The sequence below is a fragment of the Cytophagales bacterium genome (assembly GCA_033344775.1).
In the GTDB taxonomy this organism is placed as follows: domain Bacteria; phylum Bacteroidota; class Bacteroidia; order Cytophagales; family Cyclobacteriaceae; genus JAWPMT01.
Genome location: JAWPMT010000005.1, coordinates 1,728,576 through 1,751,706, shown reverse-complemented (window position 1 = coordinate 1,751,706; position 23,131 = coordinate 1,728,576). Strand labels below are relative to the sequence as shown.

The following is a 23,131-nucleotide window of genomic DNA, read 5'->3' as shown; positions in this document are numbered from 1 at the left end:
TACCTGCTAAGTGAAAAGGTATTAGAGTATTGCTTTTTGCTTATTGTTCGTATCGAATGTTGCGCAATTCGATCTTTTTTCCGTCGAAATTTTTAGCACCTCTTACGAAGAAAAGTGATCGCACATTGGTGAACATGTTCTGTTCGGAGAGTGTCTTCAATGGAATAGAATAGCTTTTCCATGAGTCACTCAACTGGTAATTTGAGTCATCTGCCGAGAAGAAAATGGAATGATTGACTTGATCTCCGTCAGCAAAAGCCCCGGTTTGAAATCCCAACTCGAAAGACGCTTTCGTGTCTCCTTTGATATCAAAGTTCAGGGTGCCATTTTCGAATGCGGTCAGGTTTTCACCATTAGGTCCTGTAATTTCCATGGCGCCACCCCACCAGTCACCTGTACCGGTGACGATATCCAAATGGCCATTTTCCGTCAATTCCAGGTGGCATGAGCCTTCCCAGGAAGTGATTCGGAAGATTGTACTTGGATAAGTCGCATCAGCAGCCAAGGGAGCATCCATGTCTTTTGGAACCATGACCAGGGTTTTTTCGGTGATGACTTCTCCCGGATTGCGGGATTCATTCATGCCTGGAAGCTGGAACCCGCCGCCATCATTGATGCTTGGAGGGGTAAGTAAAGAAGAAAGTAAGGCTTCTTCATCCCCGCCCAATGTCTTTGTGATCTCATAACCATTTCTGGTCAAACCTTTGAATACGCCGGCATCTACCATATCCCAAAGAGCATATTTGGCTTCGCCTTTAAGGTTGATCAGTCCAAAGTGGTTTTCAGAACCGTCAGGATCGTCATCGTCTTTCCATTGCTCATCAAATGCTTCGAAGTAGAAACAGGCAATGCCTTCTTTTTCTGTCCATTCGCGAAGCATATCGTGATAAAGCTTTTCTTTATACTGATCTGAGGCTTTGGTACCATCATCTCCGTAATGTTCACTGGAAATGGTTGCCCATCCGGTTTCTCCAATGTGGATCGGTTTGTTAGGATCAATGTTTCGAACATAGGCAGCCGCGCTTTCAAATTGGCCCTTGGCAAATTCTATAGAACGTGCCATGGCCTTGTTGATTCGCTCGATATCAGACAAGCCATCCTCAGATTCAGGGCTTAGCCAAAATCCAGGATTGAAATGTGTTTCGTGGTAGGGATAGGTATGTAGAGATACGAAATCTACTGCTTTGATCAATTTGTCCAGGTCATCCAGGTGATAGCTTTTTCCGCCACCACCCCATGATTCGTAATTATCGGAGCTGGTGATCCAGACGCCATTAGGAAGTTTGCCTTCTGATTTAAGGCCTTGTAGGTGATTGACCCATTTCAAAATGATCCCAGGAACTACATAGTAAGAAGAAGCCCAATGGATCATGGCTTCATTACCAACGGCAATGGCTTTGACGATATCAGGATATTCATTGGCCATGGCCACAGCCGCGGCGATTTCCGCCTCATTATTGGCAAGGCTTTCTTTTTCGTGATCCGTGTCACCGGTCCAGGCTCCCTGACAATCGATCCAGGCACCGAGCATGACATACATCTCGAAGTTTGGATCTTCATCCTTGACTTCCCGAATGGCCTTGAGCAAATTGCTCGCCTGCGCAAACTGTTGGGTGTTGTAAGTCCGGAGCAACTTGACGCCCATGGAATGCAGAATACGGATGTCTTCTTTGAGATTTTCTACAGATGGAACTTGCTCTCTTGACTTCTCGCGATAGCCACCAAATGAGATGGCCCGGTATTCTGGTTTTCCAAAGATTTCAGACGCTGGTTTCAAGGTCTCAGGGTTTTTTTCTGCGCCACCACAGGCACACAATAAAACAATGAAAATAAGTGCTGATAATTTTTGCATGATCTCCTCTCTTAATCTTCTAAGTGAACGCTCTAAATACTACACCTGTTCACGTGTTCGCAGCAAAACGAAGCACAATATCGAAGATTTTAAGGCGACCAAAAAGCACTGAGACCATAATCCGAGGGGGTGATGTAGTATTGATGTAAAATTTTAATGAACCTCATCATCCTCTTTTTTTGCTGATTTTAGGCTATTTTATGCATCTGAAGCACATCAGGGGCTTAAAAATGTGCACTTGTGATAGTGAGGACAGATGTATCCTTATTCCCTGTCTGGGTGCAATCGAAGTACCGGCAAGGTGGCGTTTTAATATCAAATTCTAAGAGAAAATGATCGGAATATTGATTAGGTAGTTGCTTGCAGAACTAATGCAAGTCTGAGCAAGTTACCTGATCCATGAGTGACTACAATCGGCTTGCGATCATCTTGGGAGATGTGCTTTTCCCCAACCATCACGCATTAAAACCAGATGCTGAAACCCTGTTCTTTATGGCAGAAGATCATCAGCTATGTACCCACTATCGGTACCATAAGCACAAACTGATTTTGTTCCTTTCAGCCATGCGGTCTCATGCGGAAGTCATTCAATCGAGTTGGTCTTTGGTCTATCACCAATTGGACGAAAAAAATCAATCTACAACTTACTTCGACAAGCTGTTACAAACGATCTTTGAGCATAATATCCAACAACTGGTCACTTATGAAATACAGGACCATTTCTTCGAAGAAGCAATGAATCTTTTTTGTATGAAACATGGATTGACCATTAAATATCGACCGTCACCAGGCTTTGTTACGACTCGGGAGCAATTTCAGGATTATCTCAAGCAAGTCAAGAAGCCGTTTATGCATACCTTTTACCAGCGTCAGCGGCGAAGGTTAGGGGTGTTGGTTGATGAAGTGGGCAAGCCTCTGCATGGACAGTGGTCCTTTGATCTGGATAATCGTAAGAAAATGCCAAAAGGATTAGATATCCCTCAGCGGAAAGTTTTTGAGCAAACAGATCATACCCATGCCGTAAAAGTTCTGGTCAATGGACTGTTTTCTGACCATCCTGGCAAAATAGAAAATTTTAACTGGGCCACGACTCGTCAGGGAGCACTTGATGAATGGTCTCGATTCCTTTCACTTCGATTTCAACAGTTCGGTCCTTATGAGGATGCCATTGATCAGGAAGATCCGTTCTTATTTCATTCAGTACTGTCTCCTTACTTGAACATGGGACTGATCACGCCGGAAGAGCTGTTGGATGAAGCGCTGGTCTTTGCCAGCGAACATGAAGTGCATTACCCCTCGTTAGAAGGTTTTGTGCGTCAGGTCATAGGCTGGCGAGAATTCATTCGGGGAATGTACCACGAGTTTGATGTTGACTTGCGAGGTAATTACTTTAATCATGTAAGAAAGCTCCGACCTTGTTGGTATGACGGAACGTCCGGGATTTCGGTATTGGATGATAGTATTATGAAAGCTCAGAAGCATGGGTTTACGCATCACATTGAGCGACTGATGGTTTTGGGTAATTTGATGTTACTGTGCGAGATCCATCCGGATGAGGTTAATCGATGGTTCATGGAAATGTTTGTGGATTCGGCAGATTGGGTAATGGTGCCCAATGTGTATGGTATGAGTCAGTTTGCCGATGGGGGAATTTTCGCGACGAAACCCTATATCGGAGGAGGCAACTACATTCGAAAAATGAGTCATTATCCCAATGGCGAATGGGTGGATACCATGAATGGCTTGTATTGGAGATTTGTAGACAAAAACAGGGCCGTATTCGAGCAAAACCCTCGAATGTCCATGATGACGCGAACGCTGGATAAGATGGCGGAAGAAAAACGCAAGAAGATTTTTGAACTCGCCGATCAGTTCATTACGCGGGTGACTTACTGAGCTTTGTGCGGTTTCGGCGGCAACGCTCGCTGCAGTATTTCACTTCATCCCAATATTTTTCCCATTTTTTTCGCCAGGTAAAGGGCCGTGCACAAACCACGCATATTTTGGAGGGCAGATCACCTTTTTTCATCGCTTGCTGATCTTGTTTCTACTGATGGATCGTTGACGGGTACACTTGAAGCGATCAACATCCGAACCTCTTTTCGTGAGATGTTTGGTGGCGCGATTGGTGACACGCTTTCTCCACATTTTAAAGCTCTTTTCCGTCATTTCATTACGCATAACCTTGATCACATCCTTTTCCGACAGGCCAAATTGAGCTTTTATAGCCTCAAAAGGAGTTCGGTCTTCCCATGCCATTTCCACGATCCTGTTGCGATCCTCTGCCAATAATTCCATCATCATCAATTAACTGGAAGAGTCTTCCTGTGGTTTATTAGAATTTCATTTTTTGAGACCAGCCAAATGAAATATTTCAAATTCCACTTTGAACCAAATGAGTTAGTGCTAGTTATTCTATCACGCCAGATAATATATTAACAATTAACTGGTATAGTTCTTTATTATAAACAAACAAATTAATCTAATCCATGAAGAACCTTACTCAACTGTTCTTGCTTGGCTGTTTTATTACAGTCAGCTTACAAACAAACGCCCAGACCATTGGAAAGCCCGATGGCAACACCCTAAACTTCTTCTCAACCAACAGCTTTGGGAGACTTCTCGGGCATAGAGAATCGGGAACGTTTGGAAACTTAGGGGCATCAGATCAGTGGATCGGCATCGGTCAGCCTACCATTTCGCCTGGCAGCATCGTGAAAGTCCCGGCCTATGGCCTTCGTGCTCAATGGGATGGAGAAGCTGGTATATTCAGTCTTAAAGAAAACGGAGCCATAAAAGATCTTGCCGTCGAATGGGGAGATAATGTGAATAGCAAACTTCGCTTTAGTTTCATTCAGGATCCTACGAACCCATCTGCACTCACAGAGGTGATGACCATGGCTTCCGATGGGAAAGTAGGTGTGGGAGTCACAGCACCTGTTGCACATTTTGATGTTTCTTCCGTTACCGCTTCTTCCACCAATTATGGTGTCCGTAATACCGTAGACATCAATACCTCAACTTATGGCTATGGATTGTACAATAGCATTGGAAGCGGATCTTCCTATGTGTTGTCAGGAATCTATAACACCATGGATGATTTCTCTTCTTACGGTGCGATTGTGAATGATAATCGTGCAAATGGTAGCGGCGTTTATTTGTATGGTGTGTATTCGAATATCACCAATACCAATGCTGGATTTAGTACCACTTATGGTATTTACGGAAGGGCCACAGGAAATGGCACGGTTTGGGCAGGCTATTTCTCAGGGGATGTATTTGTGTCGGGAACGCTTACGCATGCTTCTGATAAAAAATTCAAGAAGGACATTAAGAAAGTTGTCAAGCAAGAGGTGGCCAGTAGCTTTATGAAGCTGAAACCGGCCACCTATAATTATAAGAATTCGGATCAGATGAAATTCACCAAAGGGCTACAATATGGATTTGTCGCTCAGGAAGTAGAGGAAGTTTTTCCTGACCTTGTAAAAAACGTAGTAGAACCTGTTTTTGTGACAGATGCTAACGGAAACCAGGTGCCTTCTGAAACAGAGAAAATTGAGTTCAAATCCGTTAATTACACAGGACTCATTCCCATTCTGACTAAAATAGTCCAGGAGCATGAATCCACGCTGGCAGGTTACCAAATGGAACTGGATGCCTTGAAAGCGGAGAATGAATTGCTTGCTGAGCGGTTCGGAAGTTTGTTGTCTGCCATAGAAACAGGTCAAATGGATCAAATTCGTGACTTGATCGAAGCGAATAAAACTTCCTTAGGTCAAAATAGTCCTAATCCATTCGGACAGGAGACCAAAATCAATTACACCCTTGGAGAGTCCGTAAAAGAGGCAAACCTCCAGATCTATGACATGCAAGGTGCATTGGTTGGTAACTATGATCTGGAAAAGGGAAAGCGTTCACTGGATGTCAGTTCCAATAAGCTCGATCCTGGCGTTTATGTGTATGTCATGGTGGCTGATGGCGAAACCATAGGTACACGAAGAATGATCGTGACAAAATAAGTTGCTTCTAAAAGATGCTAGAGTTGGGGGAGTAGCCTTTGGTTACTCCCTTTTTTGTTATGACTTATCGAACTCATTTCATCATAGGAGGGTTTCCGTATTGCATTATTGCCGACCATTGAACCCATTGTCATTGGTGACACTTCCAATTGCTACTATATTTGATCGTATAATTTCCAACCTATGAAGAAGCTTTTCTTACCCTTGTTATTATTTGTTGTTTTCGCATGCTCACCCGGCAACCCGGCCGAGTCTGAAAAATCCAATGCAGAACCTGCTGCTGAAGAGGAAGTAGAGATCGCCATTGGAAGTTCAGAGGGCCTGGAGCTTGATCGACTGAATCTGCCGGATGGTTTCAAAGTAGATCTTTTTGGCCGTGCGAAGCAAGCAAGATCCATGGCCATGAGCCCGGGTGGTACTTTGTTCATTGGTAGCCGATCAACTACCGGAAATGTTCAGGCGTTGAGAGATACGGACGGAGATAACAAGGCTGACGAAAGATATACTTTAGCGAAAGGATTGAATATGCCCAATGGTGTGGCGTTCAAGGACGGAGACTTGTATGTGGCTGAAGTGAGTAAACTTTGGAAGTTTGAGAACATTGAAGCGAATCTGGATAACCCCGGAGAGCCCGTATTGATTTACGATGACCTGCCGACAGAGCGTCATCACGGTTGGAAGTACATTGCTTTTGGTCCTGATGGTAAATTATACGTTCCTGTTGGAGCACCTTGCAACATCTGTGAAAGTGACGAGATATACACCTCCATTTTGCGCATGAATGCTGATGGGTCTGATCGTGAGATCTATGTGACCGGAGTAAGAAATACAGTGGGCTTTACCTGGCATCCGGATACCAAAGATCTATGGTTTACTGATAATGGAAGAGATTGGCTAGGTGATGATTCTCCTTCTTGTGAGTTGAACCGGGCGACTGAGCAAGGTCAGCATTTTGGTTATCCTTATTGCCATGCGGGTTCGGTCGTCGATCCGGGGATTGATGATGATAAGCAAGAATTTAAGAAGCAGCCAACTTGTGATGGATATGTAGCACCTGCACAAAACCTTGGTCCTCATGTAGCTCCTCTGGGACTTAAATTTTATACGGCATCTATGTTCCCAGCAGCATATCAAGGCAAGATCCTGATAGCGGAACATGGTTCCTGGAACCGAACTCCGGAAGCTGGTCATACAGGTCATCAATTGTCCATGGTGAGTGAGTCCAATGGTGTAGGGACTTCTTATGAACCATTCATTACAGGCTGGTTAAATCAAGAAACCAATCAAGCCTGGGGTCGACCTGTAGATATTTTAGTGATGAAAGATGGTTCTATTCTTGTTTCTGACGATCTTTCAGGTACGATCTATCGGATCACTTACGAAAGTTGATCCTTCATTAAATAAACAGGTATGAAGCGTTGTTCCTTCCGACTATTGACGGGTTTGTTTATTGTGTTACTGATGGCACAATGCGCCAAAGTACCTATCACCGGAAGGTCGCAACTGAGTCTGATTCCCAATAAAGACGTATTGCCCATGAGTTTTGAGCAATATGAGGAGGTGAAGAAAACCAATGAGGTGATCACTTCCGGGGAGCAGGCTGAGATGGTCAAGCGAGCGGGCACCAGAATCCAGAAGGGCGTTGAAAAATATTTTGCGGAGCAAGGGCAGAGTGGCTACCTGAACGATTATGAATGGGAGTACATCCTGATCAAAGATGATGAGACGGTCAATGCCTGGTGCATGCCTGGAGGAAAGGTGGCTTTCTACACGGCGATACTTCCGATTTGCAAAGATGAAACCGGCCTGGCGGTGGTCATGGGGCATGAAATTGCTCACGCCATTGCCAATCATGGCCGAGAGCGCATCAGCCATACTTTGGCAGTACAAACAGGTTTGAGCCTTGCCACCATCGCGTTGGGTGGTGCCGGGGCTTCTCTCACCGGAGATATGGTCTTGCAAGGAGCTGGAGCGGCTTCCAATCTGGGAATCTTAAAATTCAGCAGAAAGCACGAGTCCGAAGCGGATGAGTTGGGCTTGTATTTTATGGCAATGGCGGGTTATGATCCGCAGCAAGCACCCGCTTTTTGGGAACGTATGTCAGCACAAAGCGGGGGAAAAGCTCCCCCGGAATTTATGTCTACACACCCTTCGCATAGCACAAGAATCAGCGACCTGCAGCAAAATATGCCGAAAGCACTGGAATACTACCGACAAGCTCAGTAGTCTATTTTTGTTCTTTTTTAGGTTTGATTTCCAGTTCTCTCAAGGCTTCCAGAGATTTGAGACTTGCATCTAGAGAGATTTCGATGATCTCGCCCAGAAACTCCCTGTCCAGAAGTTCATCCAATTCTTCAAGCTCGGAGAGGTTTTCTAGTTCCGCTAGCTCTTCCAATTCTCCCAGTTCGCCAAGTGCACTTAGCTTGGAAAGCTCCTTTAAGGAAGAAAGGTCACTGAGTGAGCTGAGTGATTCCAAACGACTCAGATCTATGTCTAAATCTGCAAGATCCAGGTCGTCCAGATGAATGATGGTTGTTGAACCTTTGGGTCTGTCAGGGCTGATTTTTTTCAAGCCTTCATATTTGTCTTTATCCTGGGCCTGGGTAGCCAGATGAAGGGTCAGTGCAGCGAGGAGTATGAATAATCTCTTCATGGTCTAGGGTTTTATTCTGAGTTTGTAAAGGAAATACCGCCCTTCTGAAGAAAGGTTACACGGAGTTTTCAAAAAAAAACTTTATGTAGCCTTTTTAAGAAACTTCTAGATGATCAAGATTACAAAGAAACGCCGAAGACGAACAGGATTTGCCGTTTATTCAGCCGGTCCTTTTCTTCAAAGAAATCATTCCGGCGGACTTCAAAAGTCAGGTTATGACGACTTTTCAATTGATATTGGACCCCACCGCCAAAAATCCATCCAAACATGTCGATGGAAACCAGCTGTGGGCCATTAACCTGATTGGTGACGATCGTATTGCCCGTATCAGGTCTGAATTCCTCGATACGGTAGTGATTCCTGATATGGTAAGACATGTTCATGCCCAGATTGATAAAGGGACGGAGCCTGCGTTCAGGAAGCGTATATCGAATCATGAATGGGAAATCCAATGTGATCAACTCGATTTCCGCATTGATTTCGGAACTGAACCGCCTGCTGTTAATGTCAGTAATAAAACGGCTATGCGTGGATTCCAAAAAACTTTTTGAAATACCGATACCATAATGATAAGAGAAGCTGGAATTCTTGATTGGGTCATCTGCGAATAGGCCAACGAAGACCGTATTGGCCGGTGAGAAATCTGCTGTGGCTAGTAAGGGGAAACGGCTGTTTCTGGGCAAACCCGCCAATGGATCTGCTCTTCCGGGTATAGGCACTCCAATGGTCGTGTTGATCAAACCTGCGTTAACACCCCATTTGAAATAAGACAAAGGCCTATTACGACCTCTATTGTACAAGGTGACCAATCGGTTGAGTGAGCTTCTACTGTAGCGTGTTTGTCTAATAGGGTCTTTCATCCACGGATAGTCACCCACATATTTATTCAAAGTGTCTAATCGTGCCTTGGCATCAAAGGGAATTTCTACCAGACCACTGGTTCCTTTTTCCAAATAATACGCCCGTTGTTCTTTGTCTACATAATAATAGAGATTGATCTCTCCTGGAAGAATATTCTCTACAAATACGCGTAATGTTTCGCCCTTCAGTTCGATCCTCCGGGAATAAAAAACTTTTCCATTTTTGAATCCATAAGAGATCACATCGTTGGGGTAGAGGTAGATGGTGTCGCCCTTGGATTTCAATCGAACAAATTGGGAATTGTTGTGAGGTCGTCCCTCAATAAGAGGTGCATTTGGGAGGAACCTGGCGTAAGTTTCAATGAAACTACGTTGGGCAAATGTGTCTGTAGCAAAGCAAAGCAATACTAAAACAAGGATGGTGGCTAGCTTTTTCACAATATAAAAATAACAAAAGTGGTAGTGAGATAATAACAACCCTTGTTGCCTAATCCACTAACCCGGCTATATATTCCCTTAAACCAGCTGGCAATGCCTGATGTTCAACGGCTTTTTCAATTACTTGCCTGTCGCTTAGTTTTCGGAATAGCATTTGGAAGATTTGAGCCACCGTGATGCCGGTGGAATCTGCTTCAACCAAACGAAATTCGTCGCCCTCTCTTACTTCTCCCGGTTCCAATATTTTGAAGTAAATACCGGACCGGGTGTCGTTGATGAAGTGTTTCAGAACCTCCTGATCATTGAACCGGATGCCCAGCTTAAAACATGGCTGGCGTGGTTGAGCTACCTGAACTTTGGCAGAGCCAACTTGATAGATGGACCCAATGAATGTATTTTCCTCGTCACACGCATCTACAGTCATGTTTTCACCAAACATGCCCCAATTCCAATCCAATTCTGGATATAAAGCTTTCCAATGGGGGTAATGGTTGGCACCATAAAGGTAACAGGCCTTGTAAATGCCACCATGGTGTTTCCTGTCTATGACATGATCATCTTTCACATCTGTTGCTTCCAGAAATATGGGTTGTGCGACTGGATATTTGAAGATGCCAGTCGTCACTTCCTTTTCTTTCCAGGTTACTGTGGTAGGATTTCCAATATTGGTAGAGATGATTTTCATGCGATCAAATTTGCCCTGGAAAGATAAAAAAAGCCTGACAGTTCAGCGTACCGACTGTCAGGCTTCTTTATGTTGACCTCTATCTTATCAATTGAGGGTAATAACGTCTGTAGTTAAAACTTCAAAGGATGCGCGTTGAATTTAGTCACAGCAATAGGGGCAAGAACAAGTTTCGATCAATACGCCATAATCCAAAAGACACATGCGGATGTATCCTGAATTACCACTGGATCCATCCATGGATACCCAATCGGTACAACCTTCTGTACGCCCTTCTTGATTTCCTTTCAATCTTGCTTCCTTGAATTCTTTTTCGAAACGTTGATAAACCAACTCAACGATACGTTCTTTTTCTTCACGGGAATCTCTTTCTATTTTCAAATAGCCGTTCTTTCCGGGAATAGCAATGTAGAGGTGATTAAGCGAATTGAGGTCCGCTTCGGTCAACTGCACATTGTCGTTGAAAAATGGAATTTCACCAGGTATGATCGCAGCATTATTCACGCGATCTTCCAGTGTTTCGACCGTGGCTATCTCTTCTTCCGTACAACTGTTTAGAGTCAGAGCTCCGGTAATCATGAATAGGGTAATAAAAAATTTAGTTTTCATAGTTATTAAGAAAATTGGTTTGTAATTGTTTTAATACTCTAAAACTAACCAATCTCAAATAACTGGACAAAAGAGGTTCGATATAATAAGAAACTCAATATTTGGCTGATTGCCCCTTCGATGCAGACTTCTCGATGAAATCCCTAATATCTTCATTTGCCTGGATCAGATCTTCCTTTCTCAGGTACATCATGTGACCACTGCGATAGCCTTTGAAGCTGAAGCGATCTTTCATTTTCCCACTAGGATCGATACGCCACATGGTGTACTTTGCGTCGAAGTATTTGGTGGCACCATCGTAATAGCCAGATTGGATCATGGTATGCAGGTAAGGGTTCTGCGCCATGGCCAGTCGTAGGTTTTCACCAGTGCGATTGCCGGTACGGTCCCATGGACGAACAGGGCCAAACATGTTGTATTTCACATCGGTTTTGAAGTTCAATACATTGCGATAATAGTAGTTGATCGCAGGGGTGAACGAATGCAACCAGGAGGTAAGCTCTGAATTGAAATCCGGGCGATCACCGCCCTCTACTTCGTCGATGCCTTTGTAACGTGAATCCAAACGGCCCACAGTGAAGCCTTCCTCACGAAGTAATTCTTTCCAGAAAAAAGAAGTGGGAACGTCCAGGTTGTATTGCAGGATCACTTTATCCGAGATACCAGAATAACGAGCCATTTTGCGCGCCGCTTCATTTCTGGTGGCCTCATCCACAAATCCGCCTTTAGCAATCACGGGCATCAATTCGTCTACAGCATATTCTTCTACCTCAGGTAGTAGTTCTTCCAAATCTCTTGATTGCAAATCTGCAGGCAATTGCTTGTGATACCACGCAGCAGCGGTGAAGTATGGAACACGAAGTGCAGCGCCCAAAGGTCCGGCACGTCGGCCATCACCGGCATCAATGCCCAGTTCAGTAGGTGATACCAGGATCACCCCGTTCAGGTACATCCACTGGCGATTTTGCAGGGCCATGGCCAAGCCAGAAACACGCGTAGTTCCATAGCTTTCGCCAATCAGGTATTTTGGAGATTCCCATCGGTTGACTCGGGTCACAAAGGTATTGATCCACTCAGCGAGGTATTCAATGTCTGCATTCACCCCAAAGAACATTTCTTTTTTCGCGTCTTTGTCTGCGATCCTGGAATATCCGGTGTTGACCGGGTTTACAAAAACAATATCCGCGACATCCAGGATAGAATATGGATTGTCCTTGACGCCATAGGGCTGAACCGGAAATCCTTCATCATCTACCTTCAGAATCTTAGGCCCGGTATAAGCCAGATGCATCCAAACCGAACCTGAACCAGGTCCGCCATTGAAAGAGATGAATAAGGGACGTGTTGCCTTGTTTTTGATGTCTGTTCGTTCGTAGTACGTATAGTGGAGATAAGCAGAAGCGTTGCCCATTTTATCCCAGACAGGCTGCGTGCCCGTCGTGGCTTTGTAGGGAAAATTCTTTCCTTTCACCGTCAGCTGGTGATTGGTCACTACAGTAGTGTCTACGGGTAACATGCGCTGCGCAGCTACGGTGAAGGTAAAACACAAGATCAGAAAAGTAGCAATAGACTTCATGAGGTCAATTTATAAGGTGGAATTGTGAAGGAAAATTAAGGGATAGCCAGTAATACCTGGTCGCAGTTTTTGACAAGCGGAAGGGTAGCGATTTTTGATAATCAGGGTAAGTGATTAGCTTTAATTGGATGTTTGAAACAGTATTGATCCAAAAGCCCATGAAGCTATTGATGCCGCTAATGCTTGCAGGTTGGCTATTTGTATTGCAGCCTGTTCAGGCCCAATCTGAGGATAAGCCTTCGCTCGGAGAACTGTCGCTGAAAAGCTGGCCTAATCCGTTTAGGCCTTCTCTGGCAAATCAGGAGGGCTCACCGTTCTTGTTTGACGAATGGCTGAAAGGAACGATCCGTACGGTAAAAGGATATGAATATTCGGACGTGATCATGAAATTCAATCTCTTGCATGGTCGTCTGCTCATTAAACTGGATGAAGACGCTGAACCTCGCATGATGGCGCCGATCCGGGTCAAGTCATTTTCCGTTGCAGCCGAAGATTCTACGTATACTTTTCATCGTCATTTGGTTCCCGTTAAGGAGATAAAAAAACCGATGGATCCCTTCTTTATTGAACTGGCTGCGGGGGATTATTATTTATTAGCGAAACCCGGTAAACAAGCACAACGCGAGGATAGAAATGTGCTGGCGCAGATAGATGAACAGAATAATGTGAAATATGTCGATTTTGTAGACTATTTCGTAGAGAACCCATCCGGAAAGATCATACCTTTCAAGAATTCCAAAAAAGTGAAAGGCGAAATATTCGGTGAGGATTTGTCCGTGCTGGAGAAATACGCCAAGCAAAATAAACTCCGTTGGACCAAGCCTCGCCACCTGGCTAAGATCGTGAATCAGGCGAATCAATAAATAGTGGAAAACTTATTGCTTTTGGGCTAACGATCTAATCGTAACTACTCTACTTTTGCCGCCTTTATTTCACTAAAAAAATCCTCTGGGAATGAAAATCTGGTTCACCTGCAAGGCAAAGTATGGCAAGGAAAATGATGAAGGCATCATGAAACAAGTTACGGAAGCGTACCTTGTCGATGCTGTTTCTTATACGGATGCGGAAACCAGAATCTATGCCGCGATGGAACAGAACATTGCCGGAGAGTTTGCCATCACTGCCATTACCAAATCCAACATTTCGGAAGTAATCAATTACGAAGATTCGGATTATTGGTACAAGTGTAAAGTGACCTATTCCACGGTCGATGGTGACAGTGAAAAAGAAGTAAAGATCAATACCTATTTCCTGGTTGGAGCCGAAGATGTTCGTCAGGCTTTTGTAAGGGTAGAAGACAACTTGAGCTCGATGCTGGTCCCATTCGAAATCCCATCCATCACCAAAACGAACATCGTCGAAGTATACCCTTACATGGAAGAGGATGAAATTCCGGCGAATTTGAAACCTGTATCAGAGGTGACTGATTCCGATTCGGAGGAATAAGTAAGGCTTTCTGAAAAAGTCTCAGGTATGTCGTCTACTAGGCGGCCGAGGGAAGTTGTATAAACATACCTCGATCTGAGGCTAACAACGTAGATGACTTGCCTGAGGCTAGCCAGAAAAATGACACGCTCATTTTTCTTTATGTTCTAGTTCCTAAAGGGATTTGACAAAACGTCCTTGTGCTAATCTTAGATACAATAGCCATTAATCGAATCGTGATTTCTTTTCTTTTATTTTGATTTGGCGTTTTTCAGTACGCCTTAGAGGCTGAAAGTTTCCATTTCACGCAATCCTTCGTAAATTGGTTTTCAGATACTCCAGTTAGACTATTTTGAAAGCTTTCTCACGAACCGGATTTGCCCTTCTCCTCCTGCTCTGCGGATGCCAGTATTTCAGTATTTTCAAGACGGTTTCACTTGATATTAAAACAAGTATTCCCAACATCAAATGCCTGGTGAACATTGATGGGAAAAACGTAGGTATTACCCCGCTTAAAGTATCCGTGATCCCCGGAAAGACCCATCTGAAAGTTAGCAGTATGGATGATGCTTACATCTGCAATTTTGACCAGGAATTTAAATTCCCTTCAAAGCTGGAACAAGAAATTGTGGTGGATTGTAAGGCCAAAGCGACCGTATCTGTGAATTTGGAACTGGACGATAAGGATGCCATTGTGATCATCAATGAAGATACGGTCAAAGATTGGTCGAGTTATCTGAGTAAAATGGCTCCTGATACTTATAAAATCCAGGTGATTGGCTCCTTTGGTTATGGAAATTTTGATCAGGATTATGTTTTTAACCCATTCGATACGACCACTATCCGCCTGAAACTGGCTTTGGATACGGCTGTTTGGAAAGCTGAAAATGTTGCCTTTGAAGCGATACGAATAGGTGACCAGTGGTGGACGGCCAATAACCTTGCAAAAATCGGTGAGAATAATACCTGCTACGAAGAAGACGATAAAAATTGTGAGACTTATGGAGCGTTGTACAATTGGTATGAGGCCAAAGAAGTCGCTGATCAGATTGACGGTTGGCGATTGCCCAGTGATGCAGATTGGAAAAAGCTCGAAGAGACGCTAGGCATGGACACCCGAACAACCGATTCGCTGGATTGGCGGGGAAATCCCATAGGCCGATCCCTGAAAACTGATGGTCAATCTGGATTTAAAGGCCTTTATGGCGGATTTCTTCATTTTGATGGGGATGAATATGCGTTTTTGGAGGAAAGTGGCTACTACTGGACCGCCACGGATACCAGCATGAAACAGACGGATCTGGCTGCCTTGCGATTCATCCAAAAGAAGGAAGGCCGGCTCTACAGAAATTATGCCTACAAGACCTATGGCTTTAGTGTCCGTCTGGTCAAAGATGCAGATGCCACCCTACCAAACTGATCGCACAAACTTTTAGTCCTCCCCTGCTTCTGCTAATATTGCTTCCGAACTGCCTTATCAACCGATTTTGGGGAGCACATTAGAAAAAGACATTCAAGTCAATATTGATTTTAGAGAAATACCCGCAAGTAAGAAGATCTACTTTGCGAGTGATTTTCATTTGGGATCCCCCAATCATGAGGAAAGTCTGGCGCGTGAAAAGAAAATCATCCGATGGCTGGATCAGATCGAATCGGATGCCGCAGGGATTATTTTGGTCGGTGATATTTTCGATTTTTGGTTCGAATACAACAATGTGATCCCAATGGGATTCATTCGCTTTCAAGGAAAGATCGCCTCGTTGAGAGAGCGAGGTATTCCAATCATTTTCTTTACCGGAAATCACGACATGTGGATGTTCGACTATTTCCCAAGAGAACTGGGTATTCCTGTCTATTATGGACCTGTGAATTTTAAGATGGCTGGACAGTCCTTTTTTGTGGCACATGGCGATGGCTTAGGCCCTGGTGATCACTTCTATAAGTTCCTGAAAGGCTTTTTTGCCAGCGGCCTTTGCCAGTGGTTGTTCAAATGGTTGCATCCTAATGTAGGTGTTTGGCTGGCGAAGGCCTGGTCCAATAAAAGCAGGAATAAGAATGCGGTAAAGGATGCAGAATTCCTGGGTGAAGAAGAATACTTGTTGCAATTTGTTCGTTCTCATGAGCAGCAACAGCACTACGATGCGTATTTATTCGGGCACCGGCACCTACCATTGGATATCGAAGTAGGTGAGTCACGCTATGTAAACCTGGGGGAGTGGATTAAACATTGTACCTATGCTTCATTCGATGGTGAAAAACTGCTGCTGGAGAAATTTGAGGAGCAATAGCTGCTGGCTATTCCTTTTTGTCATTCAGGCCACGCAGGCACAGTCCTGGGAAGCTACTACTGTCAAAGCTTTCGATTCGGAGATTGTGGCTGTTTCTATTGACTTTCAAGAGAACATTTTTGTCGCCCTGGCTGATGATCAACTTTTGAAGTTAGATAAGGAAGGGCAGGAACTGGCGAACTTCTCCCAGCCTAATTTGGCTCCCTTTACCTCGCTGGAAGCACAGAATAGCCTCAATCCTTTCTTCTTTGTTAGGGATAATCAACAAGTCGTGTTTCTGGACCGTTTCCTGGCCAATCCGGTCGTTTATGACCTGAACCAATGGACGTCATCATTTGTGTGGTTAGCCTCGCCCAGTGTGGACCGGCAACTCTGGCTGCTGGAGATCGACCCATTTCGCATCACCAAGGTGGACCGGTTTTCGGGCAATGTATTGCATGAAGTCGTCTTACAAATAGGGTTTGACCTGGAAGGCCTGGTGTATTTCGGAGCCAGCCAGCAGCAACTGATATTAGTGGATCAATACCAGGGTATTTTCATTTTTGATCTCTTTGGGAATCTTATTCGGAAAGTAGAGGAAGAAGATGCTTCTGCTGTTAGACTGATTGGAGATCAATTGTATTATTCCTTCGGTACTTCTTTAATTCAAATAGATCTCAATTCCGGAGAAAAGAAGGAAACTGCCTTGCCTGATTTATGTGGATCAGCAATCAAAATGGCTGACTCATATCTCTGCATTAATGATGATCAGTTGGTGTGGTGGAATGGCAAGAAATAAAAAAGCCGATCCATTGAGACCGGCTTCCAAATTTCATTTCCAAACCAGGAACGAATACCTATAAACTAATCATCCCCCAGTTCCAGTATCCGTTTCAGTTTGTGGGATCGGTAACACAAAATTGTCGCCCCATGGGTCGGACAATCCAAATGGTGTACCTACGAATTCTCCCCATCTACGGAGGTCATGAAGGAGTTGCCCTTCGAACAATAATTCTCGTTTGCGTTCTAGCTTCACACTGGCCAGGAAGGCTGCCGGGTCAGCAAAATCTGCCAAAGCAAGTGCGGGAAGACCAGCCCGGTTTCGAATGAGGTTCAAGTCATCCAGAGCCGTTGTGTTGATCACAGAAGGATTGATCTCGTAGAGGGCTTCTGCTCTTGATAAGTGCATTTCTGCCAGTCGAATTACTGGTAACACCCGATCACCACGCAGGTACTTGGTGGTAGACAACAGATCGTTATTGTTGTTAGGGATGTTCTTGATGAAGGCTGTATTCACATCAGCAAACATTGTGGCTGCATTGACATCTACATCCAGTGTCCATCTCAGGTCCTCGTCATCAAATTGGGGGCTATTGAAAGGTGTGGAAGAAGTCAGTGATGACCGGATGATGGACATGGTTCCCAAACCACTTTCAGACAAAGGCGACAGAAAGTTGACCAAACCCGTTCCTGTGGTACGATCTCCGGAAGTATTGGACAAAGTCTGCTGAATCGCAAAGATGTCTTCTGTAGAGTTGACGCTATTGTTGAAAGCACCCATTGGTGTGCTTGTCAAGGCATAAGCCCCGGATGTGATCACTTCATTCAAGTACAGCAATGCATCGATGTAATTATTCTGCTGCATGGACATTCTGGCCAAATAAGCCTGGCATGCATAGTATGACAAGCGTGTGCCGTTTGTGCCCAGTGATTGTAGTAAATTGGAAGCATCTGTCAGGTCGCTCTCGGCTTGTTGGTATACTTGTTCGATGGTACTGATTGAAGGAGTTGAAATCTCGTTGACATCAGTGATTGGCGAATCGATAATTGGAATAGCAGGAGTAGAGGCAGGAGAAACGCCATCTGCATCATATTGTGGTGCCCACAGTCGGACCATCTCGAAATAGAGGATGCCCCGTATGGCCAGTGCTTCACCTCGAATGCGATCACGGTCGCCGGCTGAAGACACATTCTCAATGTTGGCCAGGATACCATTCACCGAATTGATCACCTCATAACCTCTTCGCCAGTTGGCTTCCACCCGCGTGTTGGTATTAATGATGTCCTTGTCAATGAAATTGGCGTAAGCAGGACCTGTTGCAGAAGACCAGAAAATCTCCTGACCATTGGCTCTTCCCAATAGTGTGGCAATGATTGAGAAGTCACCGCCAAGTAATTCTCCTCCGTCGTTTCCGTCGGAAATACCTCCGAAGCTATAATAAGCACCAATCAATGCGCTTTCAATTGCAGCGTCATTGGTGAGCACATCACCGCTGATGGTGCCATCAGCATCTATGTCTAGTAGACTGTCGCATGAAAAAGCGGTTAGCAACAGCACAAAAAGAGTGGTATATCTAAACATTTTCATGATCAAAATCCGATTTTAATTCCTGAAATAATGGTTCGGGCCTGCGGCGCAGTGAAGTTGTCGATACCTCGGCTGATGTTCCGTTCGATGGTCCCGAAGTTCGGGTCGATGTAATTGACATCCGGGTCATAACCCGAGTAGTCAGTGAAGGTCAGGAGGTTCTGCCCACCGATATAGAATTTGAAGTAGCTCAATCCCCAGTTAGAGACTATTTCGCTAGGGAAATTGTAGGTCAGGGTGAGTGTCTTCAAACGGATATAGCTGCCGTCTTCCAAAAATCGTGAAGAGGGGTTCGTGTTTTCCTGAAAAGGGTTCATGACCGGAAATGGTGCATTATCTCCAGGTGCATACCACCGATTTACCTGATTCGCTGTTTGCCCCAGATTCAGGATACCACTATTCGATAAGAACTCTCCTGTGGCATTATAGATGTCTACACCTTGCACAAACTGGAACAAGAAATCCAATTCTAGTCCTTTGTAGAAGACATTGTTCGTCAGACCGCCGAAGAAATCAGGATTCGGATCACCGATCACCATTCTGGGTGCCGATTCCCAATCCGTGGTAGTTCCGCCGACCCCATTGTCATACAGTGCCTGACCATTCCCTGGATCTACACCAACATATCGACGGGTATAAAATACTCCTGATGCCTGGCCTTCCAGAAAAGCATTAACACCAACGATGGCATTTTGACCGTTCAGGTCTGTGATCTCATTTTTGTTCGTAGAGATATTGAAACTGGTAGACCAGGAGAAGTCACCAGTTGATACGTTCAGGCTACTGATGCTAAATTCAAAACCACTGTTTTCCATACTACCGACATTTTGAAGCACTGCCGAAAAGCCGGAAGTCTGTGTCACGGGTACTGGAAAAAGTAAATCCTCCGTTTGCTTGAGGTAGTAATCTACTGATGCTGTAATCCGGTCATTTAGCACCCCAAGTTCCAGTCCGATATCTGTCTGTGCTGTGGTTTCCCATTTCAGGTCTGCATTAGCCAGGTTGGCCACTCGGATGCCGTCTTCAATGCCGTAGTTAACACTGATGTAATTCAATCGATATAGGAAATCCTCCTCAGGAGTGGTACCGATCAATCCGTAACTAGCTTTGAGCTTTAGCGTGCCGAAGGTGTTTGAACTGAAGAAATCTTCGTTATGGATATTCCATCCGGCAGAAAGTGCGGGGAAGTACCCAAAACGATTGTCCTCGCTAAACCGGGAGGAACCATCTGCACGTGCACTCAATTGAAAAATGTATTTATCATCAATGTTGTAATTCACCCGGGTAAAGAAGGAGAGGAAGGAAAACTTCGAGTCTGCTATTGGGACATCCTGCAAACTGGCATCTGTACTGCTCAGCCCATCCAAGGTGCTGATGGAGTTTACTCGCGCTAGTCTAAATGCGGTTTCGGTCGTAGATGTTTGATAAGAAGTTCCTAATACCGCGGAAAGTCGATTGTCATTTACCGTGGTGCTGTAATCTAAAAAGCCGGTAAAAATGTTGTTGGTTACGGTTATCTCCGTGAGTCGAGATAAGCCTGTTCCCGCACCCTCCAGCGTTTCTGGCCCTTGTCGTCGTTCGATCCTCGAATCGAAGAAATCCGTACCACCTTGTACATTCAGAGATAATTGATCAGTGAAATCATACTTCAAATTCAGATTACCGATCAGGCTGTTGCCAGTTTCAATATTGTCCGCAAAATTGATCTCTGTCAGTGGGTTGTATTCCAGACTTCTTACCCGTAAGCGATAAGCATCATTCGGATCGAATGAATCGGAGGGGGGTAACACAATGGCTTGTAATGGAGAACCCAGGTCCTGGTCATCATTCAGTCGATTGTCTTTGGTGCCGGCATAGTTCAGGCTCAGATCGACAGATAATGCAGAAGTGATCTGACTGCCTAAATTCAAACGTCCGCTTAATCGCTGAAAGTCATTGCCAATCAGAATACCCTCTTGGTCCATGAAAGAAAGGCCGCCAAAGTAGTTGAATTGATCAGTTCCTCCGGAGATATTCACGTTGGCCCGATTGGAAATGGCATTTCTGAATACTTCATCCTGCCAGTCGGTATTAAATGTCAAAGAATCCAGTACCGGAATTCGTATTTCATCAATTCCTGAGGGATCTGTTCCTGATAGTTGAATGGTGCTGCTTCCCTGAGCAGCCCATCTTTCAAGATTTGCCCGGGTAATCTCTCCATCAAGGCTAATGGCTCTCAAGGTAAACTCAATCACCTGTTGATTGTACTGTTGTGGCGTGTAGAGATCCAGGGTTTTAGGCGTTTGGCCAATCCCAAATTGATAGTCAGCTTCTATCTTCATTTTACCGGACTTCCCGGATTTAGTAGTGATGATGATCACCCCATTGGCGGCCCGTGAACCGTAGATCGCAGATGCTGAGGCATCCTTAAGCACTTCCATCGATTCAATGTTGGCAGGGTTAATGTCATTTTGAGAACCCGAAGCAAGCGGAATACCATCAACGATGTACAGGGGCTGGTTGGAAGCAGATAAAGAAGATCCACCACGAATACGTATGGAAGTACCTTCTCCTAGTTTACCACTATTATTCTGAATAAAAATACCGGAGGCCCGTCCTTGATTGGCTTGTTCCAGGTCTACGACGGGTGCGTCGCTAATATCATCGGATTTGATTTGGGCAATGCTACTGGTCAACTCGGAAGCAGATTGTTCCCCGAAACCAATCGATACGGCATCCGAAGATCCCACGGAATTGTCAGGCTCCAGGGACGTATTGAACACAGTCTGTGATCCTAATGGCACTTCTTTGGTGAGCATTCCTGGCGAAGAGAAGACCAGAGCAGCAGTTCCTTCGGGAACGGAAAGTTGAAATTCTCCATATACATCAGTAATGGTCGAGGCGGATGATCCTTTTGCAGCAACGGTAACTCCCGGAATCCCAATGTCATTCCCTTCTTCGGTGACTTTCCCGGAAACTACCGTTTGCGCATAGGCAAAATTCAGGCACAGGCATGCCAGAAACAATGCAGGCAGTGATTTCATAAAAGTTACAAACGGTTATTACGAGAACAAATTAAGAAGAATGCTTTGACATCAGGTGCTTAGAGGGGAAAAATCTCATGAAAAGGGTATTTGGCGCATACACATTTCGAGACCGTCTGATGGAAAAAATATTTGAAATAAGTGGGTGAAAAAGCAACAAAATGGTATTAAATTGAGTTAAAATATAAATAAAATAATAAAACTATGAACTTCATCAGAAATTTCCTCTTCAAAAAGGGCATGCGAATTCAGTTCAATGAAGGCCTTGATGCTTATACAGTGGTTCGTGAAAATGCCAGTATTCTATTTGTAGGTACCAAAGCCAAATGCCGGGCTTTCATGAAAAGTCACATGGCGTAAAAGTGCCGCTCACTTTACTACTCAATACACAACGACCTTTCACAGGTCGCCTGCCAATACAACTAGCCAGACAAATAAAGGACAAATAATCAGCCAAATGGGGGTGTGATAGGACCAGGAGTCTTATCACAAAAAAGGTTAAATGTCGTCGCACATGCATGACTATTTGATCTAATGTGACGTTATTCACGGTGCGATGCGAAACGTAGTGTTGATCTTATGTCTATTTGGAGGAGTTGTTTGCGCCCAGGACCTGCCGCAGGACCGCCTTTCAGGTTATCTAATGGATAGAGACAATGCTCCGCTGATCGGAGCGCATATCATCAATTTGAACAGAGATGTTGGGACTGTTTCCAATGTGCGAGGACTGTTTCGCATGGATGTGCAAGTTGGAGACACGCTGAAAGTGACGCATATTGGATATGAGCCACATCATGTGGTGATTGATGCGTCCATGGTCAATCGCAGCCTGGAGATCACACTTTCTGCAACAGTAATGGAACTCTCTTCTGTCATGGTTTTCGCGGAGGTGAATTACCGCGTACCCCGAAGGTATCGGCCACAACCCATTAAAATTGATGGCATAGGCCAAGAAGTCACCAAGAAGTCCCTTGAAGCAGGTGACATTCGAGCGGTGAAATCCCCTGCACAAAGCAATGAAGTGCCCATTTTTGGACTTGGAATGGTCATCCATGGGCCGTTTACTTTTTTTACTGCGGCCGAGAAAGAAAGGCGCAAAGCTGAGAAAGTATTTGAAGAAACGCAGGAAACCATCGCTTACCAGCAGTTCGTAAACAAACCTGAAGTCCGTGACAGCTTGATGCTGAAATATGAGCTTTCAGCCAAAGCCCTGGATCAATATATATTAGACCTCAATCAGCGGGAAACAGGTGTAGATGAATTGACCAACGAAAAACAACTTTGGTTCAGCGTATCAACATTTATCGAAAATCAGATCAGTCAGTCTACAGCGGACTAAATAATTTGATCGTCATC

General features: G+C 44.6%; 21 protein-coding genes. 11 read left to right on the top strand and 10 right to left on the bottom strand.

Annotation, left to right across the window (positions count from 1 at the left end; all coding sequences use genetic code 11):
* Positions 1-40: 40 nt before the first annotated feature.
* Entirely contained in the window at positions 41-1,852 is a 1,812-nt protein-coding gene (locus R8G66_25095; protein ID MDW3195678.1) for a glycosyl hydrolase family 17 protein, read from the bottom strand.
* 399 nt (positions 1,853-2,251) lie between these two features.
* Between R8G66_25095 and R8G66_25090 the strand changes: the two genes are divergently transcribed.
* Entirely contained in the window at positions 2,252-3,748 is a 1,497-nt protein-coding gene (locus R8G66_25090) for a cryptochrome/photolyase family protein (GenBank protein MDW3195677.1), read from the top strand.
* Here R8G66_25090 and R8G66_25085 read toward each other — a convergent pair.
* Together R8G66_25085 and R8G66_25080 are read right to left on the bottom strand one after the other, a co-directional pair.
* Complete coding sequence (locus tag R8G66_25085; protein MDW3195676.1) at positions 3,729-3,881, bottom strand: DUF2256 domain-containing protein; 153 nt, start codon at positions 3,879-3,881, stop codon at positions 3,729-3,731. The genes R8G66_25090 and R8G66_25085 overlap by 20 nt on opposite strands.
* Positions 3,878-4,150, bottom strand: coding sequence for a TIGR03643 family protein (locus R8G66_25080; GenBank protein MDW3195675.1), 273 nt, complete (start codon positions 4,148-4,150; stop codon positions 3,878-3,880). The genes R8G66_25085 and R8G66_25080 overlap by 4 nt, the downstream gene beginning before the upstream one ends.
* A gap of 191 nt (positions 4,151-4,341) precedes the next feature.
* Here R8G66_25080 and R8G66_25075 point away from each other — a divergent pair, with 191 nt between their 5' ends.
* The 3 genes from R8G66_25075 (at position 4,342) to R8G66_25065 (ending at position 8,097) form a co-directional block, all read left to right on the top strand.
* Entirely contained in the window at positions 4,342-5,871 is a 1,530-nt protein-coding gene (locus R8G66_25075; GenBank protein ID MDW3195674.1) for a tail fiber domain-containing protein, read from the top strand.
* 183 nt (positions 5,872-6,054) lie between these two features.
* A complete protein-coding gene (locus tag R8G66_25070) occupies positions 6,055-7,260 on the top strand; it encodes a PQQ-dependent sugar dehydrogenase (protein MDW3195673.1) in 1,206 nt (401 codons plus the stop codon).
* A gap of 21 nt (positions 7,261-7,281) precedes the next feature.
* Positions 7,282-8,097 carry a M48 family metallopeptidase gene (locus R8G66_25065; GenBank protein ID MDW3195672.1) on the top strand — a complete coding sequence of 272 codons (816 nt, stop codon included), beginning with the start codon at positions 7,282-7,284 and terminating at the stop codon, positions 8,095-8,097.
* Position 8,098: 1 nt separating this feature from the next.
* Here R8G66_25065 and R8G66_25060 read toward each other — a convergent pair whose 3' ends face one another.
* The 5 genes from R8G66_25060 to R8G66_25040 all read right to left on the bottom strand — a co-directional run bounded on the left by R8G66_25060 (position 8,099) and on the right by R8G66_25040 (position 12,692).
* Positions 8,099-8,524: a hypothetical protein gene (locus tag R8G66_25060; GenBank protein MDW3195671.1), complete on the bottom strand. Its 426-nt coding sequence runs from the start codon at positions 8,522-8,524 to the stop codon at positions 8,099-8,101.
* 119 nt (positions 8,525-8,643) lie between these two features.
* The gene (locus tag R8G66_25055; GenBank protein MDW3195670.1) at positions 8,644-9,822 is read right to left on the bottom strand and encodes an outer membrane beta-barrel protein; all 1,179 of its coding nucleotides are present in this window, start codon (positions 9,820-9,822) and stop codon (positions 8,644-8,646) included.
* Positions 9,823-9,871: 49 nt separating this feature from the next.
* Entirely contained in the window at positions 9,872-10,507 is a 636-nt protein-coding gene (locus tag R8G66_25050) for an MOSC domain-containing protein (protein MDW3195669.1), read from the bottom strand.
* Between the two features lie 141 nt (positions 10,508-10,648).
* Complete coding sequence (locus R8G66_25045) at positions 10,649-11,116, bottom strand: hypothetical protein (protein MDW3195668.1); 468 nt, start codon at positions 11,114-11,116, stop codon at positions 10,649-10,651.
* 94 nt (positions 11,117-11,210) lie between these two features.
* Positions 11,211-12,692, bottom strand: a complete 1,482-nt coding sequence (locus R8G66_25040) for a carboxypeptidase (GenBank protein ID MDW3195667.1) — start codon at positions 12,690-12,692, stop codon at positions 11,211-11,213.
* Between the two features lie 128 nt (positions 12,693-12,820).
* Here R8G66_25040 and R8G66_25035 point away from each other — a divergent pair, with 128 nt between their 5' ends.
* The 5 genes from R8G66_25035 (at position 12,821) to R8G66_25015 (ending at position 17,183) form a co-directional block, all read left to right on the top strand.
* On the top strand, positions 12,821-13,555 hold the full coding sequence (locus R8G66_25035; GenBank protein ID MDW3195666.1) for a hypothetical protein: 735 nt from the start codon (positions 12,821-12,823) through the stop codon (positions 13,553-13,555).
* Between the two features lie 91 nt (positions 13,556-13,646).
* Positions 13,647-14,138, top strand: coding sequence for a DUF4494 domain-containing protein (locus R8G66_25030; GenBank protein MDW3195665.1), 492 nt, complete (start codon positions 13,647-13,649; stop codon positions 14,136-14,138).
* A gap of 331 nt (positions 14,139-14,469) precedes the next feature.
* Positions 14,470-15,537, top strand: a complete 1,068-nt coding sequence (locus tag R8G66_25025) for an FISUMP domain-containing protein (GenBank protein ID MDW3195664.1) — start codon at positions 14,470-14,472, stop codon at positions 15,535-15,537.
* A gap of 67 nt (positions 15,538-15,604) precedes the next feature.
* The gene (locus tag R8G66_25020) at positions 15,605-16,405 is read left to right on the top strand and encodes a UDP-2,3-diacylglucosamine diphosphatase (protein MDW3195663.1); all 801 of its coding nucleotides are present in this window, start codon (positions 15,605-15,607) and stop codon (positions 16,403-16,405) included.
* Positions 16,353-17,183: a hypothetical protein gene (locus tag R8G66_25015; protein MDW3195662.1), complete on the top strand. Its 831-nt coding sequence runs from the start codon at positions 16,353-16,355 to the stop codon at positions 17,181-17,183. Before R8G66_25020 ends, R8G66_25015 begins: the two co-directional genes overlap by 53 nt.
* A 69-nt stretch (positions 17,184-17,252) precedes the next feature.
* Here the strand turns inward: R8G66_25015 and R8G66_25010 are convergent, their stop codons facing one another.
* On the bottom strand, positions 17,253-18,752 hold the full coding sequence (locus R8G66_25010) for a RagB/SusD family nutrient uptake outer membrane protein (GenBank protein ID MDW3195661.1): 1,500 nt from the start codon (positions 18,750-18,752) through the stop codon (positions 17,253-17,255).
* Positions 18,753-18,754: 2 nt separating this feature from the next.
* A complete protein-coding gene (locus R8G66_25005) occupies positions 18,755-21,775 on the bottom strand; it encodes a TonB-dependent receptor (GenBank protein MDW3195660.1) in 3,021 nt (1,006 codons plus the stop codon).
* 204 nt (positions 21,776-21,979) lie between these two features.
* Between R8G66_25005 and R8G66_25000 the strand changes: the two genes are divergently transcribed.
* On the top strand, positions 21,980-22,135 hold the full coding sequence (locus tag R8G66_25000; GenBank protein MDW3195659.1) for a hypothetical protein: 156 nt from the start codon (positions 21,980-21,982) through the stop codon (positions 22,133-22,135).
* A gap of 196 nt (positions 22,136-22,331) precedes the next feature.
* Entirely contained in the window at positions 22,332-23,114 is a 783-nt protein-coding gene (locus R8G66_24995) for a carboxypeptidase-like regulatory domain-containing protein (GenBank protein MDW3195658.1), read from the top strand.
* Positions 23,115-23,131: the final 17 nt, after the last annotated feature.

Bases quoted from the DNA above. Each gene is read 5' to 3' on its own strand.
- R8G66_25095 (MDW3195678.1), bottom strand. From the start codon at position 1,852: ATGCAAAAATTATCAGCACTTATTTTCATTGTTTTATTGTGTGCCTGT.
- R8G66_25090 (MDW3195677.1), top strand. From the start codon at position 2,252: ATGAGTGACTACAATCGGCTTGCGATCATCTTGGGAGATGTGCTTTTC.
- R8G66_25085 (MDW3195676.1), bottom strand. From the start codon at position 3,881: ATGAAAAAAGGTGATCTGCCCTCCAAAATATGCGTGGTTTGTGCACGG.
- R8G66_25080 (MDW3195675.1), bottom strand. From the start codon at position 4,150: ATGGAATTATTGGCAGAGGATCGCAACAGGATCGTGGAAATGGCATGG.
- R8G66_25075 (MDW3195674.1), top strand. From the start codon at position 4,342: ATGAAGAACCTTACTCAACTGTTCTTGCTTGGCTGTTTTATTACAGTC.
- R8G66_25070 (MDW3195673.1), top strand. From the start codon at position 6,055: ATGAAGAAGCTTTTCTTACCCTTGTTATTATTTGTTGTTTTCGCATGC.
- R8G66_25065 (MDW3195672.1), top strand. From the start codon at position 7,282: ATGAAGCGTTGTTCCTTCCGACTATTGACGGGTTTGTTTATTGTGTTA.
- R8G66_25060 (MDW3195671.1), bottom strand. From the start codon at position 8,524: ATGAAGAGATTATTCATACTCCTCGCTGCACTGACCCTTCATCTGGCT.
- R8G66_25050 (MDW3195669.1), bottom strand. From the start codon at position 10,507: ATGAAAATCATCTCTACCAATATTGGAAATCCTACCACAGTAACCTGG.
- R8G66_25045 (MDW3195668.1), bottom strand. From the start codon at position 11,116: ATGAAAACTAAATTTTTTATTACCCTATTCATGATTACCGGAGCTCTG.
- R8G66_25040 (MDW3195667.1), bottom strand. From the start codon at position 12,692: ATGAAGTCTATTGCTACTTTTCTGATCTTGTGTTTTACCTTCACCGTA.
- R8G66_25035 (MDW3195666.1), top strand. From the start codon at position 12,821: ATGTTTGAAACAGTATTGATCCAAAAGCCCATGAAGCTATTGATGCCG.
- R8G66_25030 (MDW3195665.1), top strand. From the start codon at position 13,647: ATGAAAATCTGGTTCACCTGCAAGGCAAAGTATGGCAAGGAAAATGAT.
- R8G66_25015 (MDW3195662.1), top strand. From the start codon at position 16,353: ATGCTTCATTCGATGGTGAAAAACTGCTGCTGGAGAAATTTGAGGAGC.
- R8G66_25010 (MDW3195661.1), bottom strand. From the start codon at position 18,752: ATGAAAATGTTTAGATATACCACTCTTTTTGTGCTGTTGCTAACCGCT.
- R8G66_25005 (MDW3195660.1), bottom strand. From the start codon at position 21,775: ATGAAATCACTGCCTGCATTGTTTCTGGCATGCCTGTGCCTGAATTTT.
- R8G66_25000 (MDW3195659.1), top strand. From the start codon at position 21,980: ATGAACTTCATCAGAAATTTCCTCTTCAAAAAGGGCATGCGAATTCAG.
- R8G66_24995 (MDW3195658.1), top strand. From the start codon at position 22,332: ATGCGAAACGTAGTGTTGATCTTATGTCTATTTGGAGGAGTTGTTTGC.